Raw genomic sequence first — 16,561 nt, forward strand, 5'->3', positions numbered from 1 at the left:
TGCATAAAAAAGAGAGTATCCCCTACTCCCCTTCGTACTAATGCGGATTACCAATACAATCTAACAAGCTCTGGCAAGCTCGAGTTTATTGTTTACTACCTTTTCGCTAATCAGCAACACCGGCTCTTGTTGATACAAGCGCTCTACAAAGTCCTGGAAACTAGCGGTAAAACGCGCTTCACCAACCAGCTTGCCAAATACTTCTTCTAGCATTAAAAAACTAAGGCTGTCTATTTGGTTATTACTAGCCGCATTGTGTAACTTATCAGCTAACACATCGTTGATTTCAAGTGACTTCCCGTCTTGAGAGGCATGCTTGTCTGAATAGAAGGCCCAGCAAGCAACAACTAAAGCACTTATATCGGTGTCTCTGTTGGCCGCCAAATTATCTCGTACGGTGGGAAATAAAAACACCGGAAGCTTAGCCGAACTTTCAAGGCAAATTCGCGCTAGCGTATCTTTAATGAAAGGGTTGGAGAAACGAGATAGCAGCGTATCTCTGTATTCATACACGTCAATCCCCTCTACTGGGTCGAGTGTTGGCATAACCTCTTGTTCCATAAAGATTGATAGAAGACGCTTTAACTGTTTCGCTTCAACACTTTCATGGATAGTTTCAAGCCCTGCTACAGAACCAACCAACCCAAGTACTGAATGGCCCGCATTAAGCATACGAAGCTTAAGCTTTTCGTACGGTGCCACATGGCTTACAAACTGCGCGCCTACTAAATCTAAACACGGCTTGGTATTGCAAAAGTCATCTTCAATAACCCACTGGTCAAAAGGCTCACACACTACAGGCCAAGCATCTTCTACGCCCTGAGCCCTTAACGTTGCGATGTCTTCATTTGTGGTTGCAGGCGTTATTCTGTCTACCATTGAATTAGGGAAACTCACGTTTTCGTCAACCCAAGTAGCAAACGCTTGGTCAAACAGTTCAACATACGCAAGCAGCATTTTCTTTAACACATGGCCATTGTGCTGAATATTGTCACATGACATAACGGTAAAAGGCCTAACGTTGTTTTCTTTGCGTTTTTTAAGCGCTGCAACTAAATAGCCGAAAACCAGTTTAGGCGTTTTGGGGTTTTCGATATCGTGAATGACATCAGGGTTAGTGGTAATAAATTCCCCTGAGGAAGCATCAAAATTATAGCCACCTTCGGTAATGGTTAACGATACGATGCGTACTTCGGGCTCAGCCATTTTATCAATGACTGCTTGAGGATCGTCCGGCGCCATCAAAAACCCCGTCATTGCACCGATAACTGATGCACTGCGGGAACCTTCATTGTGCTTTTCAACCAAGGTATATAAGTTATCTTGTTCGTCGAACACTTTTTTCATTGCACGGTCGTTCTCGCGAAGACCCACACCACAAATGCCCCACGATAGATCGCCGGTTTTTGCCATTAATCTGTCTACATACATTGCTTCATGTGCCCGATGAAAACCACCCACACCAATGTGAACAATACCCGTTTGAACGTTCTCCACATCATAAGCTGGACGCCTTATGTCATTTGGCAACGACGATAAGTTCGCTCTGTTCAATAAAATAGACGTTTGAGATTGCATAAGAACCCTATTAGCTTTGTAACGCTTTGTGGCGACGCGTCGCCCAATACGCAGTAACGAAATAGATAACGGTGCACGCGAACCCAACATTAAAGAATAGGTCTCGGTTCAATTCGTAAGCGGCAACCGTGTCACTAAGAGAAAAAGTTTTGATTGCCAATGCTATGGACACCAACAAACTCGCTAGCGAGGTAAGACGCAGTAATTTAGATACGGCAGTAACGTCTTCAACGTGTTCGTTTTCTAACGCCGCTTCTTGCTGCTGATGAGCTTCAACACGTGCATTGAAAGCATCTACTTGTGCTTCTTGCTCAGGATAAGCTTGTTTTGCGCCATACTTTGCGGCCAGTGCTGTATAGACAGCTATGGTGAAGAACCACGTGGGTATGAATAGATAGTAGAAAGACATGACGTCTAAGACATTTAAACCAAAGCCAAACACAAGCCCCAACCCCCAACTCGCTACCGCTGGCGTGCTGTGAGTAAGACTTTGATAATGTGCCCAATAACGTGTGAATCCAATACGCGGAAAAATCATGTGCTCCGCGAACACAATTGCTCCTACAGGAACAACAAGTAATCCAGCATACGTTAACAGTGGCAGTAATTTAGTAAACACGAACGGGAAACACGCAATTGCAACGGTGACCATACCGACGACCGCGGTCGTCGTAGTACGTGATTTATCTTTAAAAATAGCTTGCGCGGCAAGTCCAGCGCGATAGAGATTCGCGTTTGCTGTAGTCCAGCCTGCAACGATAACAATAACGAGTCCAGAAAGACCTAATGCATGGAAAGCCACATCGCCCGGGTCTAATTCACCAATCGACTTTTGAACAATAACCGCGGTTCCTGCGCCCATAATACCGGCTGAAATCCATGCTATATAATGACCAAATAACATACCCGCCGACGTACATAAACCGTAACGTTTACGCTTGGCAAAACGCAGTAACGCCATATCAATAAGGCCGAAATGCGTTATCGTGTTCGCTGCCCACGAAAAGCCAATCACTTCTAATAAACCAATACCAGGCTCACCACTTTGGGTGAAGCCCGTCCACACCGATGTACTACCGATATGAATAAAGTCATTCCACGATGTAAGAAACGTTTGCCCAATTACAGACTCAGCGAGTGCAGGCATTAGAATAAGTGGACCGCAAATGAACATGGTGAACAACCAAGGCGCACAAATACGAGAAAAATTGGAAACGGCGTTAAAGCCATACATAGCGACAAAGACAACTATCACACCGACTGCAAGCACGACGGCAACAAAAGCTAAATTAGTCGGATACCAATTTAACTGCGCCGGAATATTCAATGCAAAACGCACGGCGGTTGCCGACACCGTAATCATAGCGGCCGATATCACTGTAAATATGATTACATTCGCCCAGTTATAGAGCTTGGTCATAGAGTCGCCAGCTATTTTCTGAAGATACGAGTACAAGCTCAAACGGGTATCTACAGCGATAGGCGTAGTGATAAGTGTCCAGCTTAGGACAGCAAGCAGATTACCAATTAATAAACCCAACAGAATGTCGGTCATGGTGGCGCCTAGCGCAACAAAGGTTGCACCAAATACGAATTCAGTTGCCGCCACATGTTCACCGGCATACAAGCCCATGAAATGCTTCCAGCCTTTCAGTTTATGTTTAGCGACGGGGAGTTGCTCGTCACTAACTTGTGAAATATCAATATCACTAGACGTCGACTTCATCTTCAAATCTCGTGTTGTAGGTGTATTTCCCACTGGTTTCAAAATACATCATGAGCATTTGCCCAGACATTGAGATTTATCTCAATTTTTGTAAATATTTGCATATACCCTCTACTTTGTAAACAGCCATTAACAAAATAAACGGAGGCTTGTTTATTTAATTAACACAATAAAAATGCACAATTAACCAATCAAAATAAACGCGATTTAATCTATCCACTTGATACTATGAAGAAATTTTAGAGTCGAAATTTGAGGCCGAAAGCCGCGTATGTAGTCATAGGACTCAAGAACTGTTTGTTAAGGTAGAACAAACGCCATCAATTACCTTACACTTAGGCAAATGTTCATATAATTGGGGCCTGTTGACCTTTGGTGTACGAATACGGAATTGGCAAGGGGACGTTGGTTAAATGTTAATAGTTAAAGGAAGGTGACTCCTGCAGGCACACAACGTGGAACTGGTGATTTTTGATTGTGATGGCGTACTGATTGACAGTGAAGTGCTATCGATGCAGGCGTGGCAAGCACTTCTGTCTAGTTTCGATATTGCATTATCGAAACAATATTTTATAGAGCATTTTCTTGGAAAGAGCATGGAGCACGTTCAGGGTAAGTTAAAAGATGACTTTGCGCTCACACTTACCACGTCCATGAAAAACAAATTCCATGGATTACTGTTCGACAGCTTCGAGTGCCATTTACAAAAGACTACCGGTATCACCTCTGTACTTTCTGCACTTAACTCACTAGGTATTCCATTTTGTGTTGCCACAAGCAGTTCACCTGAAAGAACAACAAAGGCGTTAACCAGCACAGGGCTTCTTTCCTATTTTGAAGACCGTATTTTCACGCGAGCACTCGTTAATAAAGGCAAGCCAGCACCAGATTTATTTTTATATGCGGCAAATGCTCTCAACGTTGCTCCTACAAACTGCCTAGTTATTGAAGACTCTCAGCCTGGGATTGCTGCCGCTAAAGCCGCAGACATGCGCTACTTCCACTATACAGGTGGCGCACATCTACAGAATTGTATTGTGACATCGGACAACACCATTAATTCATGGGACGAGTTTTACTCTCGAATCCCTGACATTTTTGACATGAGAAAAATTAAATGAGTAAGAAAGCACAAAACGAACTCAATAAACTCGACGAGGCCGCCAGAGCAGGATGGATGTACTATGTTGGTGGAAAGACGCAAGATGAGATAGCTAAAACGCTCAAAACATCACGCCAAAGCGCACAACGCTTAGTGGCGTTATCCATGTCGGAAGGTCTTGTGAAAGTGCGCTTAGAACACCCGATTGCTAGATGTATGGAATTAGCGCAAGGCATAAAGAAAAAATTCGGATTAACTTTCTGTGAAGTCGTGCCCAGTGTTGATGACGATCCCAATTCAACGCTTGGCCTTGGTCAAGCGGGTGCAGCAGCAATAGAAAGAGCTTTAAAATTCGACGCTCCACAAACCATCGCGTTTGGTACTGGCCGTGTACTGCGTGCCTGTGCTGATGAATTGTCAATACTTCACTGCCCTCAGCATAAAATTGTTTCCCTTGTTGGTAATATTGCTGATAACGGAGAGGCGACGCGTTATGACGTGGCTGTTCACGTAGCCGACAGAGTTAAAGCACAGCATTATCCTATGCCTATCCCTGTAATAGCATCTAGTAAACTAGAACGGGAAATTTGGCAACAGCAACAACATATATCTAGAATTCACACGCTTGCCGAACAAGCGGATATTAGCTTCGTAGGCATTGGTAACTTAGGCAGCGTGTCTCCATTGTATAAAGACGGATTTGTCGACGATGATCAATTAGCAACCCTCGCTGAATCTGGTGCAAGTGGCGAAATCATAAGCTGGATCTTTAATGAAGAAGGTGCGCTGATTAGTTGCGATATTAACGAGAGAGTAACGAGCTTTAAGTTGAAAGCAACGCCAGAAAAGCCTGTAGTGGGTGTTGCAGCGGGCGACAACAAACTGCACGCTATAAGAGGCGCTCTGCGATCGAAATTGCTCAATGGGCTCATCACGACAGAACGTACTGCCTCAGCACTGCTTACTTCTTAATTTCGTTCTTTTCTTATTAAAACAATGCCTATTGCGTACATTTTTAATACGCATTAACTTCAACAAAAAGCAAAAAAACAGCATTAACGTTGTTTTTTTGCACTTTATTTGACTATTTATTGACCTACAATTGCAATTCAACTTATTTTGCCTACGCCCTTTAATACTAAAGGCTACAGCGCATTTCATACCTCTTACATCTTTAGTCTAACGTATTATTCGATATACCTTGTTATTTGAATGAATGTTTTTCATTCGACCTGATTGTTTTTTAATTAACCCCGAACAGACAAACCGATTAATTAAACAAATACAACGAAGGAAATTTAACCATGTTGAAAATCGTTAAAACTTCTCTAGTCATCGCAGCATCAACATTAGCTTTTTCAAACGCAGCACAAGCAAATGATGTAAACGAGGCACTAGCAAACATCTGTACTATTGTTCAGGCTGACGACAAAGGCGAATTGCGTAAGAAGATGCGTCGCGTACAATCTGACTTCAAATTAAAGTTACGTGATTATTACTCAGGTGTTTCATGCGGTGGTCAAAGCCTTATCCGCACGGCCTTAACGAACAACGCAGTTGAGGTAGGTACACTGCTTGTTAAGAAAATGCCAAGCAAAGACCTTTCTGAGCCAGAATCAGACGGCAAAACACTTCAAGCGTGGATAGCAGAGCAAGGCTTACAAAGCTCGCCAATTTCTGCTGAGCTTAACGATAGAATCTAAGCACTAATTCACATAGCCATGTGAGTCGATTCAACATGGTTGCAGCGTCAGCTGCAATGAAAGGCCCCGCTACGGGGCCTTTTTACTTTCTGTCTCTTTAAATTTTCACGTTCTTCAACCCAGTGACTTAGGTAATCAAGCTACGGTATGCGTGAGCTCGTAACACAAGCTCACCCTTTAGGTATGGTTTGACATACCATGTTATTTTACAACATGTTTTTCAAATAGTTAGATTCGGGTTTAATGCATCTCAACGAACGAACACAATCTTAATAACAACAACCGAAGGAATTTAACCATGTTGAAAATCGTTAAAACTTCTCTAGTAATTGCAGCATCAACTTTAGCTTTTTCTAACGCAGCTCAGGCTAATGACATCAACGAAGCACTTGCAAACATTTGCACAATTGTTCAAGCAGATGACAAGGGCGAACTACGTAAGAAAATGCGTAGCGTTCAATCAGACTACAAACTTAAGCTTCGCGATTACTACTCTGGCATTTCTTGTAACGGCCAAAGCCTAATTCGCACTGCTCTTACTAGCAATGCGGTTGAAGTAGGTACTCTACTGGTTAAGAAAATGCCAAGCAAAGACTTAGCAGAGCCTGAGTCAGACGGCAAGACACTTCAAGCGTGGATTGCTGAACAAGGTCTTCAAAGCTCTCCTATTTCAACAGAGCTTAACGGTAGAATCTAATATAACTAATTAATCACACCATGTGATGTAACGATTCAACATGGTAGCGGCAGGACGCCGCACTGGAGGCCCCTTTTAGGGGCCTCACCCCTTTCTAGAACCCTATAAAATTTATCACTTCTTTTTGTACCCATTCAGGTTTTTCCCTGTGTAACCAGTGCGACGCGTGCGGATTAAACCGCTTAATTATCAATGGAACATAGTGTTCGATTTTATCCAGTACACTTAGATCAAACGCATCATCCTGCTCCCCCCACAATAACAGGGTTGGGCAGTGAATGAATATTTCAGGTATACGAATATCATTCAACACTTTCTCAGATACATTCTTTTGTGGCACTTGTTGAGGCATTTGCCGATAGTAATTGAGCATCGCGCTGAGGGTTTCAGGTTTACCCCAATCGTTAAGTAGAGTCCTTGAATAGCTGGTTTCTTTCTCAAAAAAGCCGTTGCCTAACATATTTTTCAATAACATAAAGCTTGTATTTGTAAGGGTCTGCTCTGCCCCCTTATCAATAAGCGCAGAGATATACTGGCTTTTTGCTCTTTGCGTAGAAGAGGCCTTTATTGCCCGTGTAAAACAAGAAGGATGAGCAGCATTAACAATAATAAGTTTGCTAATTAATGTTTGGTGAAAGGCTGCTAGGGGCCACGCTATTGCCCCACCCCAATCGTGTCCCAACAAAATAACCTTTCGGCCTTTTTGAACTTTCTCGATGAAGGCGGCCATTCGACTTATCAATGATGGAACTTGGTAGTCCGTTTCATTGGGTAGTGGACTCGATAAATGATAACCGGGCAAATCTGGGGCAATGATGTCAAGTGATGTGGGGAGTATCGCCATTAACGCTTCCCATGTGTGCGCATTTTCTGGAAAGCCATGAAACATGATAAGCAGAGGGTTCTCTGCGCTCTCTTCTTCTCGGGATAAATAATGAAGGCTGGCTCCCTCAACATTCACGTACTTTGAAACAACCACTGTGCTCACTTCCTCTATGTTGTTTTTAAGAAACAAAAAGGCCGAGCAAAATAACGTATCTAATAATGACTAGGTTAAATCATTATCTCGGCTACATTATTTGCTCGGCCTTTCGTACGTCTTTTAATTACGCACGTGTATTGCTTTCATGTCGTTACTCGATAGCGAACATACTCTCTGGCATAGACATTAAGTTGTCTGCACCTGATTGCATAGCAGAAACCAGTGAGCGAGTACGGGTTAACAAACGGTCAAAGTAGAAGCCCGTTGTTAAGATTTTACTCTTATAAAACTCGGTTTCGGTGCTACCTGCATCAAGCTGTTCTTGTGCTTTCACAGCCATTTTTAGCCAGAAGTAAGCAACGGTAACGTAACCTGAATACATTAAGTAATCGACAGACGCTGCACCAATTTCATCTGGGTTCGATGCTGCTGCCTTACCGATGTCCATAGTAATCTGCTGCCACTCGTCAAGGTGAGAGTTTAGCGCGTTGGTCCAAGCACTAAACTGAGCGTTGTCACGCAATGAATTACAGTAGTCGCGCACTTCTTGAACAAATACATTAAGCAATTCGCCATTAGAGCCCATTACTTTACGCCCTAATAGGTCAACGGCTTGAATACCTGTAGTACCTTCATACATGGTGCAGATACGAGTATCACGAGCTAGCTGCTCCATGCCCCATTCTTTGATAAAGCCGTGGCCGCCATAAACCTGCATACCGTAACTCGTGGCTTCTTGCGCGGTTTCAGTTAAAAAGGCTTTTACGATAGGCGTTAAGAATGCAAGTTTTGCATCCGCAAGTTGCTTCTCAGCCTCGTCGCTACCATACAAAGTAACGTCAACTAACTGCATACAGTAAGCGGCAAGCGCTCGGTTGCCTTCCGCGAACGCTTTCTGCGTTAACAACATACGGCGTACATCAGGGTGCACAATAATAGGATCAGCTGGGCCATCAGGATTTTTACGCCCTGTTAGTGAGCGAAACTGAATGCGGTCTTTTGCATAGCGAAGCGCACCTTGGAATGCTGCTTCAGATGATGCCAAGCCTTCAAGACCAGTGCCAATACGTGCGGTATTCATGAACGTAAACATGCAGTTTAGGCCGCGGTTTGGTGGCCCAATCAAATAACCTTTTGCACCATCAAAGTTGATCACACAGGTTGCGCTGGCTTTGATACCCATTTTATGTTCAATGCTACCGCAGCCTACTGCGTTTCTATCTTGCTTTTCGCCATCTTCAGACACGTTAAACTTAGGCACAACAAATAGTGAAATACCTTTGGTACCCTCAGGCGCATCTGGCAATCGAGCTAACACAATGTGTACGATATTTTCAGACAAGTCGTGTTCACCTGCCGAAATAAAAATCTTTGTTCCTGTTAAGCTGTAGGTACCATCTTCTTGAGGTTCCGCGCGACATTTCAACATGCCAAGGTCTGAACCGCAGTGTGCTTCGGTCAAACACATAGTACCTGTCCACTCACCGCTAACTAGCTTTTCAAGGAACATTTTTTGTAGCAATTCAGAGCCATGGGCTTTTATTGTTGCCATACAGCCTTGGCTTAGACCTGGGTACATCGCCCAAGAATGGTTTGCGCCTGAAAACCACTCAGCAATGATAGATGACAACGAATATGGTAATGCCTGACCGCCAAATTCCTCAGGGTGAGACATTCCTGGCCATCCGCCCTCAACATACGTTTGATAAGCTTCTTTAAAACCTTTAGGCGTTGTTACTTCACCATCAACCCACTTACACCCTTCTTCATCGCCTGATGCATTGATGGGTGCCAGTACGTTCTCTGAAAACTTTGCAGCCTCAGCGAAAATCGCCGACACCAGATCTTCAGATGCTTCGTCGAAACCTAGCTTTTGATAGTGATTTTGATAATTTAGTAGCTCATGTGTTACAAACATGGCGTCACGTTGTGGAGCTTTATAACCTTCCATACCCAATACCTATATTACTTCAAATAGACCAGCAGCGCCCATGCCGCCACCGATACACATAGTGCAAACAACATATTTCGCACCGCGTCGTTTACCTTCGATGAGTGCATGACCCACCATGCGAGCACCGCTCATGCCGTATGGGTGACCAATAGAAATGGCACCGCCGTTTACGTTTAATAATTCGTCTGGAATGCCTAACTTATCGCGGCAATACAGTACCTGTACCGCAAACGCTTCGTTAAGCTCCCATAGACCGATATCGTCCATGGTTAATCCATGCTGCTTTAATAGCTTAGGAATGGCGAACACTGGGCCAATTCCCATTTCATCTGGCTCACAGCCTGCCACTGCAATACCGCGATAAATACCAAGAGGTTGAGCTTTGCCTTTTGCCGCTGAGTGCTCATCCATAATCACTGTCGCGCTGGCTCCATCAGAAAGCTGGCTTGCATTACCTGCGGTAATACAACCACCTTCTATCACTGGGTTAAGCGCTTTAAGCCCCTCTAGCGTTGTTTCTGGGCGATTTCCTTCGTCTTTCGACAAGGTCACTTCACGCTCAGAGGTTTCACCTGTTTCTTTATTAAATAAGGCTTGCGTTGCTGTGATAGGTACAATCTCATCATCAAACTTGCCCGCTTCTTGAGCCGCTGCTGTGCGCATTTGGCTTTGGTAACCGTATTCGTCTTGTACGTCACGGCTAATGTTGTAGCGCTTACCTACCACTTCCGCAGTTTGAAGCATTGGCATATAAATATCTTTGTGCTTAGCAACCAGTGCAGGGTCTACTGCACGAAACATATTCATATTTTTGTTTTGCACTAAAGAGATAGAATCTAAGCCACCCGCAACCATAATGTTGGTATCGCCTGTACGAATTGAATTCGCTGCGGTAGCAATGGCATACATGCCAGAACTGCATTGGCGGTCGAGTGTCATACCCGCTACGGTGACCGGTAAACCACCCGCTAGGCCAGCCAAGCGGCCAATATTCATGCCGCCACTGCCTTGGGTTAGCGCTGCGCCCATTACCACGTCGTCCACACTGGCAGGGTCGATCCCTGCGCGTGCTACTGCGTTTTGAATAGCATGGCCACCTAATGAAGGGGCGGGTAAATTGTTCAGTGCACCTTTATAAGCGCGCCCGATTGGCGTACGTGCTGTACTTACGATAACTGCATCGCGCATTTTCATGTTCCTTTCAGTTGGGCTGAAAGTTCAGCCAAAGTTTATCTAGGCCTATGTGCTTCTTCTCGAAGTTACCTAGCTTTACCAAATTCGGATGTCGGGTAACGAGAGCTATCGCTAGCTCTCACCGTCGGTTAATTCTCGCTAACGAGAGCTATGTCTACTTCGCTTTATAGCTTTTAAACGTGCCGCCGCTTTGGGCCAATTTCACCAGCAAATCACTTGGTTCAAGCCACATCTTTCCGTAATCACCCAATTGATCACGATAGGTAGTCAGCTTATCTAAAATAGTGCCTAGCCCTACTTCGTCGGCATATTGCATAGGGCCGCCGCGATACACAGGGAAGCCATAACCGTAAACATAAATCACATCGATATCGCTAGATTTAGCTGCAATGCCTTCTTCTAAGATGGCAGCACCTTCGTTAATCAATGAGTACATGACGCGAACTAGAATTTCCTCATCGCTAATGTCTGAACGCTGAACCACGCCTAAACGTTCTGCTTCTTGCTTAGCAATTTCTAGTACTTCTGGATCTGGGACAGGAACTCGACTGCCAGGTTCGTAGTTGTAAGCTCCGCGTCCGGTTTTGAGTCCGTTGCGCCCCTTTTCTACCAAGCGATCTGCCACTGCACCGTAAGCGGGGTCATGTGCAATGTGCTCTTGTCGAGACTGTCGTACATAGTAACCAATATCTAATCCAGCCATATCACCCATAGTGAACGGCCCCATTGGCATGCCAAACTCGGTTAAGACACGATCAACCTGCTCAGGTGTTGCTCCTTCTAGCAGTAAGCGGTTAGCTTCACGGCCGTAAGGCTCAATCATGCGGTTACCAACGAATCCGAAGCAAACGCCTACCAACACCGCTACTTTCTTGATGCGTTTAGCCATCTTCATGCAGGTTTTAATGACTTCAGCAGATGTCTTCTCTGCTTTAACCACTTCTAGCAGTCTCATCACATTCGCTGGCGAGAAGAAGTGAAGACCAATCACATCTTCAGGACGGGATGTGGCTGTCGCTATTTCGTCAATATCCAGTGTTGACGTATTTGAAGCCAAAATGGCGCCTGGCTTACACACTTTATCCAGCGTCGAGAATACCGTTTTCTTTACTTCCATCTTCTCGAAAACGGCTTCGATGACGAGATCAACATCAGCTAAGTCGTCGTACGACGTAGTACCTGAAAGCAGTGCCATGCGGCTCTCTACCTGCTCTTGGGTTAACTTGCCTTTTTTCGCTGAGTTTTCGTAGTTCTTTCTAATAAGCGCTAATCCCTTCTCTAGCGCTTCTTCTTTGAGCTCAAGCATTGTGACTGGAATGCCGGCATTGGCGAAGTTCATAGCGATACCACCGCCCATTGTTCCGGCGCCGATAATCGCAACTTTATCAATGTTGCGCTCAGGAGTATTTTTGTCGAAATCGCTCACATGACCTGCTGCGCGTTCAGCAAAAAAGAAATGCTGCTGGGCACGCGCCTGTGGCGTATTCATACACTCCATGAAAAGCTTGCCTTCATTTTTAAGGCCATCTTCAAAAGCGAGCGTGTAAGCGCCGCGTACCGCTTCGATACATTTTAATGGAGCAAAGAAACCACGAGTCGCTTTTTTAGTTTGTGCAGTTACTGCATCAAACACCGCCTGCGTTTCGTCAGACATGGACAGCGTGATATCACTGGTGCGTTTAATCGCTTTATCTGGCATTAATGCTTGTAAATACGCTTTTGTATCTTCAAGTAAATGCTCAGGCTTATCAGAAATTTTGTCGAAGACACCTGGAAGTTTGACCACCGACGTAGGCTTGCCTGTTACGATCATTTCTAACGATGTTTGTGCGTCGGCTAAACGAGGAAGGCGCTGAGTACCGCCTGCGCCCGGTAATATGCCTAGATTTACCTCTGGAAGACCCACCTTGTTGTCGGCAAAGGTGATGCGATGATGGCAAGCTAACGCCACTTCTAAGCCACCGCCGAATGCTGGTCCAGGGAGAACAGCAACAACCGGCTTAGACGCATTTTCAATCTTGTCTAGTACCTCAGGCAGCATGGGAGACAAATCGCCACCAGAGAATTCGCTGATGTCAGCTCCACCCGAAAAAATAGGTAGTGAAGAAGTAATAACAATGGCACTTACGCTATCGTCATCTAGTGCATTGTTTATGCCTTCTATCAACCCTACTCTGATAGCGCGTGACAGCGCATTAACGGGCGCACTTTGCATTGTCAGCGTGGCAACACCCTGTTGTACTGCATACTCTACGGCTTTATTTTCCATCTCAGTCATAACCATGTCCTGTTTATCACGTTAACTGGATGTTATTGCAGTGTTGTCAATCATCCAAGTTTATTGGTGTTATAGACATTTATCATAATATTTAATATTGACCGCCAGCCCCTTTGTGAATTCATTTCTCTGCGCAGAGCCTGTCCTACCTTGCCTAAGGTTTATTTGACAGAAAATAAAACCGGTGTTTTTGTTAATCGAGCAACACTTGTAATTACATTTTATTTACAAAAGGATGATTGGCTATGCAAGTGCTTAAAACACCGGAAAGTGCCTTCGACACGATCACTGACTTTCCCTACTCCCCCTGTTTCACTGAAGTAACAGACACAGTAAGCAGTGAAATAACAATGGCCCATTATCAATGTGGACCGAAAGATGGACATACCGTGCTATTAATACACGGCGAACCGACGTGGGCTTATTTGTACCGCAAGATGATGCCCATATTGGCTGATGCGGGATTCAATGTCATCGCGCCGGATCTCATTGGTTTTGGACGCTCAGATAAACCAGTAAGAAAGGAGGACTACTCCTACGCTCGTCATGTGATATGGCTAAAAGACTGGTTTTCACAGGCTACTAAGGGCCCTGTTACACTCTTTTGTCAAGACTGGGGAGGTTTACTAGGCCTTCGACTTGTCGCCGATATGCCTGAGCGTTTTTCGGGTGTAATGGTGTCTAATACCGGATTGCCCACTGGCGACCACCCGCCAAGCGATGCTTTCATCAAATGGCGCCGATTCTCACAGGATGTCGCCGTATTTCCCACATCTACGATCATTCAAAACGCCACAACCACTGTTCTAGATGAGGCGACTCTTGCAGCTTACGACGCCCCTTTTCCAGAGGAAAGCTTTAAAGCAGGTGCACGTATGTTCCCTATTCTTGTTCCTACAAGCCCAGACAATGCTGAGGCGCAGGCGAATAGACACGCATGGGAAAAGCTAAAGCAATATAACAAACCTTTTGTTACGGCTTTCGGTGATAGCGACCCTGTCACTAAAGGTGGCGATAAGGTATTTCAAAAGCTCGTTCCTGGTAGCAGCGGTATGGGTCATACCCTTGTAGAAAACGGTGGTCACTTTATCCAGGAAGACCAAGGGGAAATGCTTGCCAAATTACTCATTCAATTTATAAACCAAACGCAGCTGAAATAGCCACGTTGCAAAAAACATTAAACAGTTACTAATAGGAGATTACCATGGATGCTCTACTCGACTTTTCAGGGCAAGTTGTATTAATTACCGGCGCAGGCAGTGGTTTTGGCCGCTTGTTATCGCTAGGTCTTGCCAACCGAGGAGCAAAACTCGTTCTTTCAGACATTAACGAAACCGCCCTTGAGGAAACGAAAAAGGATGTAAAAGCACTCACTGATGTCGTGGTGCTAGCGGGTAATATTGCTAGCGAGTCGCTAAATAAGGCGCTGGTTGAAACAGCCATTGAAACCTTTGGCAAACTGGATATAGCCGTAAATAATGCAGGCATAGCGCATAACCCTGCACCAATTCATCAAATGACAGAGGAAATCATGGACTCGCAGTTCGCTGTGAATGTAAAAGGCGTTATGTTTGGAATGAAGTACCAAATACCCGTTATGCTTGCACAAAAGCAAGGGCACGTTTTAAATGTAAGCTCACTTGCGGGACTAGGTGGAGCCCCCAAAGGCGGTGCTTATGCTGCAGCAAAACACGCGGTTTCGGGGATAACCCGCACAGCCGCGGTGGAATACGGCCGAAAGAATGTTCGCGTTAATGCAATTTGCCCATTCTATAGTCCTACCAATATTTTGAACGTAGACGGGTACAACACCCCTGAAGCGCGCGAGCAACTAGGCATGGGAAGTCCTATGAAACGTCTAGGCGAACCGCAAGAAATCGTAAACACCATGATGCTGATGCTTTCCCCTGGCAACTCTTACATGAACGGGCAAACGATAGCAGTAGATGGTGGTGTTACAGCATGGTAGTTTTTATCTCGCAGTTTCGAAATACATGCAAAGGTATTTTTTGACATACCTTTGTATGACTCATCATGTTTCTCTTTCGTTCTACTTTAGGTGTAATGAAGAGGAACAAACAGAATCGATGAATGAGGCGAGTGCAACCGCCTCTGCAATCGAACCCCTACCAAGCAAAACTCAATAATTTTATTTAGCGATTAAGTTGAACAAAAAGAGAAAAATGTGATGAAAAAGCCAAGTAAAAACATTTTCTTAGCTACTACACTTTGTATAACCTATTCGTTAATTAACGTTAGTATTGCGCAAGAAGCCCAATCTACGCTTGTAAATATGAAGGAAGTGCCTTCTTCGCAACTATTAAAGAAGCAACGTCAAAATAAACCGCTAGCACTAAGCACAGTGAAGCGCGGTACTGATGTTTCGCTTCAAGCCACCAAACAATCCAAAAGCCAGTACCTTATTCATAGCGCACTGCCAAGTCACCGCTTCAGCGCAAAGTAATTTTTAGGCGAGTACTCGTCTATCAGGTTAATCCTTTATATAACGTCATTCTTTGCGTTTATTATTCTTTTTTACTCTATCGCACACGCAGCAATAGTATTCTACGAATCAAATATTTACCAAGTGCTAACCGACGACATAGCACTTTTGAAAAAGCAGCGCCCTCGTAACGACATTAGCGACATATGAGCTAATTATACTAATTGTGAATAGCGCGACACCCATTCGAAAACTATCTTCAAGATTACCACAGGTAGAAGAAGTCACAGGAAAGAGGTGAACATGCTTTTAAAACCAAAACACATCGCGTTATTGTTCACGCTGGCAATTGCAGTATCTGCAATGGGATAAGCACAAAGGCGTTTCAACATGGAAACGCCCTTCGAAAGCGATCTTAGGTCGCAGTTTTTCTTGCTAGACGTGACGTAGGATTCTTTAGGTTAACGTTTAAAAAACTCAAAGCTTAGCGGGTACACCCACAACTCCCCTTTGTTCGCTTTGACTGCTGCCACGATAGCAAAGACGATGTTCATTAATCCGAGAGCGATGAAGCCTAGGGCTCCTATTATAATCAGCGTCAAAACAAAACAAATAACAGAGTATATGAGCAAGCTTATTAACCAATTCGCTGTCACCCTGCCGTGCTGATTGATGTCTTCGTTTTGATCTTTGTGAGCAATCCATAGCACGATAGGCAATATGATACCTAAGCCAGGTATAATGAAACTGGATAACTGAGAAACATGAATGAGTGTACAGTAGCTTCGAGCGTTCAAGCCCCAGTAGAGTGGTTCTTCCGTTGACATTACTATTCCTTAAAATCTACACAGGTTTAATTTAATAGATGTAAGCATCTATCGCCGTACCGGATCCTAATGTACCA

The 16,561-nt window shown here is 44.5% G+C and carries 14 protein-coding genes; 7 read left to right on the plus strand and 7 right to left on the minus strand.

Annotated features, from left to right (window positions below; all coding sequences use genetic code 11):
* Nucleotides 1–60: 60 nt before the first annotated feature.
* Nucleotides 61–1,578 carry a mannitol dehydrogenase family protein gene (locus tag F0261_RS09035; protein WP_171337783.1) on the minus strand — a complete coding sequence of 506 codons (1,518 nt, stop codon included), beginning with the start codon at nucleotides 1,576–1,578 and terminating at the stop codon, nucleotides 61–63.
* A 10-nt stretch (nucleotides 1,579–1,588) separates the two neighbouring features.
* Nucleotides 1,589–3,304, minus strand: coding sequence for a cytosine permease (locus tag F0261_RS09040; RefSeq protein ID WP_014979130.1), 1,716 nt, complete (start codon nucleotides 3,302–3,304; stop codon nucleotides 1,589–1,591).
* Nucleotides 3,305–3,759: 455 nt separating this feature from the next.
* On the opposite strand from F0261_RS09040, the gene F0261_RS09045 reads away from it, so the two are divergent.
* The 4 genes from F0261_RS09045 (at nucleotide 3,760) to F0261_RS09060 (ending at nucleotide 6,806) form a co-directional block, all read left to right on the plus strand.
* On the plus strand, nucleotides 3,760–4,425 hold the full coding sequence (locus F0261_RS09045; protein ID WP_014979129.1) for an HAD family phosphatase: 666 nt from the start codon (nucleotides 3,760–3,762) through the stop codon (nucleotides 4,423–4,425).
* Nucleotides 4,422–5,378, plus strand: coding sequence for a sugar-binding transcriptional regulator (locus F0261_RS09050; protein ID WP_014979128.1), 957 nt, complete (start codon nucleotides 4,422–4,424; stop codon nucleotides 5,376–5,378). The genes F0261_RS09045 and F0261_RS09050 overlap by 4 nt, the downstream gene beginning before the upstream one ends.
* Before the next feature lie 332 nt (nucleotides 5,379–5,710).
* Entirely contained in the window at nucleotides 5,711–6,109 is a 399-nt protein-coding gene (locus tag F0261_RS09055; protein WP_014949235.1) for a DUF3718 domain-containing protein, read from the plus strand.
* Between the two features lie 298 nt (nucleotides 6,110–6,407).
* The gene (locus F0261_RS09060; protein WP_014949234.1) at nucleotides 6,408–6,806 is read left to right on the plus strand and encodes a DUF3718 domain-containing protein; all 399 of its coding nucleotides are present in this window, start codon (nucleotides 6,408–6,410) and stop codon (nucleotides 6,804–6,806) included.
* Nucleotides 6,807–6,900: 94 nt separating this feature from the next.
* Here F0261_RS09060 and F0261_RS09065 read toward each other — a convergent pair whose 3' ends face one another.
* From F0261_RS09065 to F0261_RS09080, 4 genes are all read right to left on the minus strand, one after another.
* The gene (locus F0261_RS09065; RefSeq protein ID WP_014979127.1) at nucleotides 6,901–7,785 is read right to left on the minus strand and encodes an alpha/beta fold hydrolase; all 885 of its coding nucleotides are present in this window, start codon (nucleotides 7,783–7,785) and stop codon (nucleotides 6,901–6,903) included.
* 154 nt (nucleotides 7,786–7,939) lie between these two features.
* On the minus strand, nucleotides 7,940–9,739 hold the full coding sequence (locus tag F0261_RS09070; RefSeq protein WP_014949232.1) for an acyl-CoA dehydrogenase C-terminal domain-containing protein: 1,800 nt from the start codon (nucleotides 9,737–9,739) through the stop codon (nucleotides 7,940–7,942).
* A 9-nt stretch (nucleotides 9,740–9,748) separates the two neighbouring features.
* Entirely contained in the window at nucleotides 9,749–10,930 is a 1,182-nt protein-coding gene (locus tag F0261_RS09075; RefSeq protein WP_014979126.1) for an acetyl-CoA C-acyltransferase, read from the minus strand.
* A gap of 160 nt (nucleotides 10,931–11,090) precedes the next feature.
* A complete protein-coding gene (locus F0261_RS09080) occupies nucleotides 11,091–13,214 on the minus strand; it encodes a 3-hydroxyacyl-CoA dehydrogenase NAD-binding domain-containing protein (protein ID WP_014979125.1) in 2,124 nt (707 codons plus the stop codon).
* Between the two features lie 245 nt (nucleotides 13,215–13,459).
* Between F0261_RS09080 and F0261_RS09085 the strand changes: the two genes are divergently transcribed.
* The 3 genes from F0261_RS09085 to F0261_RS09095 all read left to right on the plus strand — a co-directional run bounded on the left by F0261_RS09085 (nucleotide 13,460) and on the right by F0261_RS09095 (nucleotide 15,678).
* Entirely contained in the window at nucleotides 13,460–14,374 is a 915-nt protein-coding gene (locus F0261_RS09085) for a haloalkane dehalogenase (RefSeq protein ID WP_014979124.1), read from the plus strand.
* Between the two features lie 44 nt (nucleotides 14,375–14,418).
* Nucleotides 14,419–15,183 (plus strand): SDR family NAD(P)-dependent oxidoreductase, encoded by a 765-nt coding sequence (locus tag F0261_RS09090; protein WP_014949228.1) that lies wholly within the window; start codon nucleotides 14,419–14,421, stop codon nucleotides 15,181–15,183.
* A gap of 219 nt (nucleotides 15,184–15,402) precedes the next feature.
* The gene (locus F0261_RS09095) at nucleotides 15,403–15,678 is read left to right on the plus strand and encodes a hypothetical protein (RefSeq protein ID WP_014976331.1); all 276 of its coding nucleotides are present in this window, start codon (nucleotides 15,403–15,405) and stop codon (nucleotides 15,676–15,678) included.
* A 440-nt stretch (nucleotides 15,679–16,118) separates the two neighbouring features.
* Here F0261_RS09095 and F0261_RS09100 read toward each other — a convergent pair whose 3' ends face one another.
* On the minus strand, nucleotides 16,119–16,484 hold the full coding sequence (locus F0261_RS09100) for a DUF4870 domain-containing protein (protein ID WP_014949226.1): 366 nt from the start codon (nucleotides 16,482–16,484) through the stop codon (nucleotides 16,119–16,121).
* Between the last annotated feature and the right edge of the window lie 77 nt (nucleotides 16,485–16,561).

It is taken from the genome of Alteromonas sp. 07-89-2 (assembly GCF_013113925.1).
Taxonomy (GTDB): Bacteria; Pseudomonadota; Gammaproteobacteria; order Enterobacterales; family Alteromonadaceae; genus Alteromonas; species Alteromonas macleodii.

Excerpts from the sequence above, each read along its gene's own strand:
- F0261_RS09035 (WP_171337783.1), bottom strand. The coding sequence starts at position 1,578 with ATGCAATCTCAAACGTCTATTTTATTGAACAGAGCGAACTTATCGTCG.
- F0261_RS09040 (WP_014979130.1), bottom strand. The coding sequence starts at position 3,304 with ATGAAGTCGACGTCTAGTGATATTGATATTTCACAAGTTAGTGACGAG.
- F0261_RS09050 (WP_014979128.1), top strand. The coding sequence starts at position 4,422 with ATGAGTAAGAAAGCACAAAACGAACTCAATAAACTCGACGAGGCCGCC.
- F0261_RS09055 (WP_014949235.1), top strand. The coding sequence starts at position 5,711 with ATGTTGAAAATCGTTAAAACTTCTCTAGTCATCGCAGCATCAACATTA.
- F0261_RS09060 (WP_014949234.1), top strand. The coding sequence starts at position 6,408 with ATGTTGAAAATCGTTAAAACTTCTCTAGTAATTGCAGCATCAACTTTA.
- F0261_RS09070 (WP_014949232.1), bottom strand. The coding sequence starts at position 9,739 with ATGGAAGGTTATAAAGCTCCACAACGTGACGCCATGTTTGTAACACAT.
- F0261_RS09075 (WP_014979126.1), bottom strand. The coding sequence starts at position 10,930 with ATGCGCGATGCAGTTATCGTAAGTACAGCACGTACGCCAATCGGGCGC.
- F0261_RS09080 (WP_014979125.1), bottom strand. The coding sequence starts at position 13,214 with ATGACTGAGATGGAAAATAAAGCCGTAGAGTATGCAGTACAACAGGGT.
- F0261_RS09085 (WP_014979124.1), top strand. The coding sequence starts at position 13,460 with ATGCAAGTGCTTAAAACACCGGAAAGTGCCTTCGACACGATCACTGAC.
- F0261_RS09090 (WP_014949228.1), top strand. The coding sequence starts at position 14,419 with ATGGATGCTCTACTCGACTTTTCAGGGCAAGTTGTATTAATTACCGGC.
- F0261_RS09095 (WP_014976331.1), top strand. The coding sequence starts at position 15,403 with ATGAAAAAGCCAAGTAAAAACATTTTCTTAGCTACTACACTTTGTATA.
- F0261_RS09100 (WP_014949226.1), bottom strand. The coding sequence starts at position 16,484 with ATGTCAACGGAAGAACCACTCTACTGGGGCTTGAACGCTCGAAGCTAC.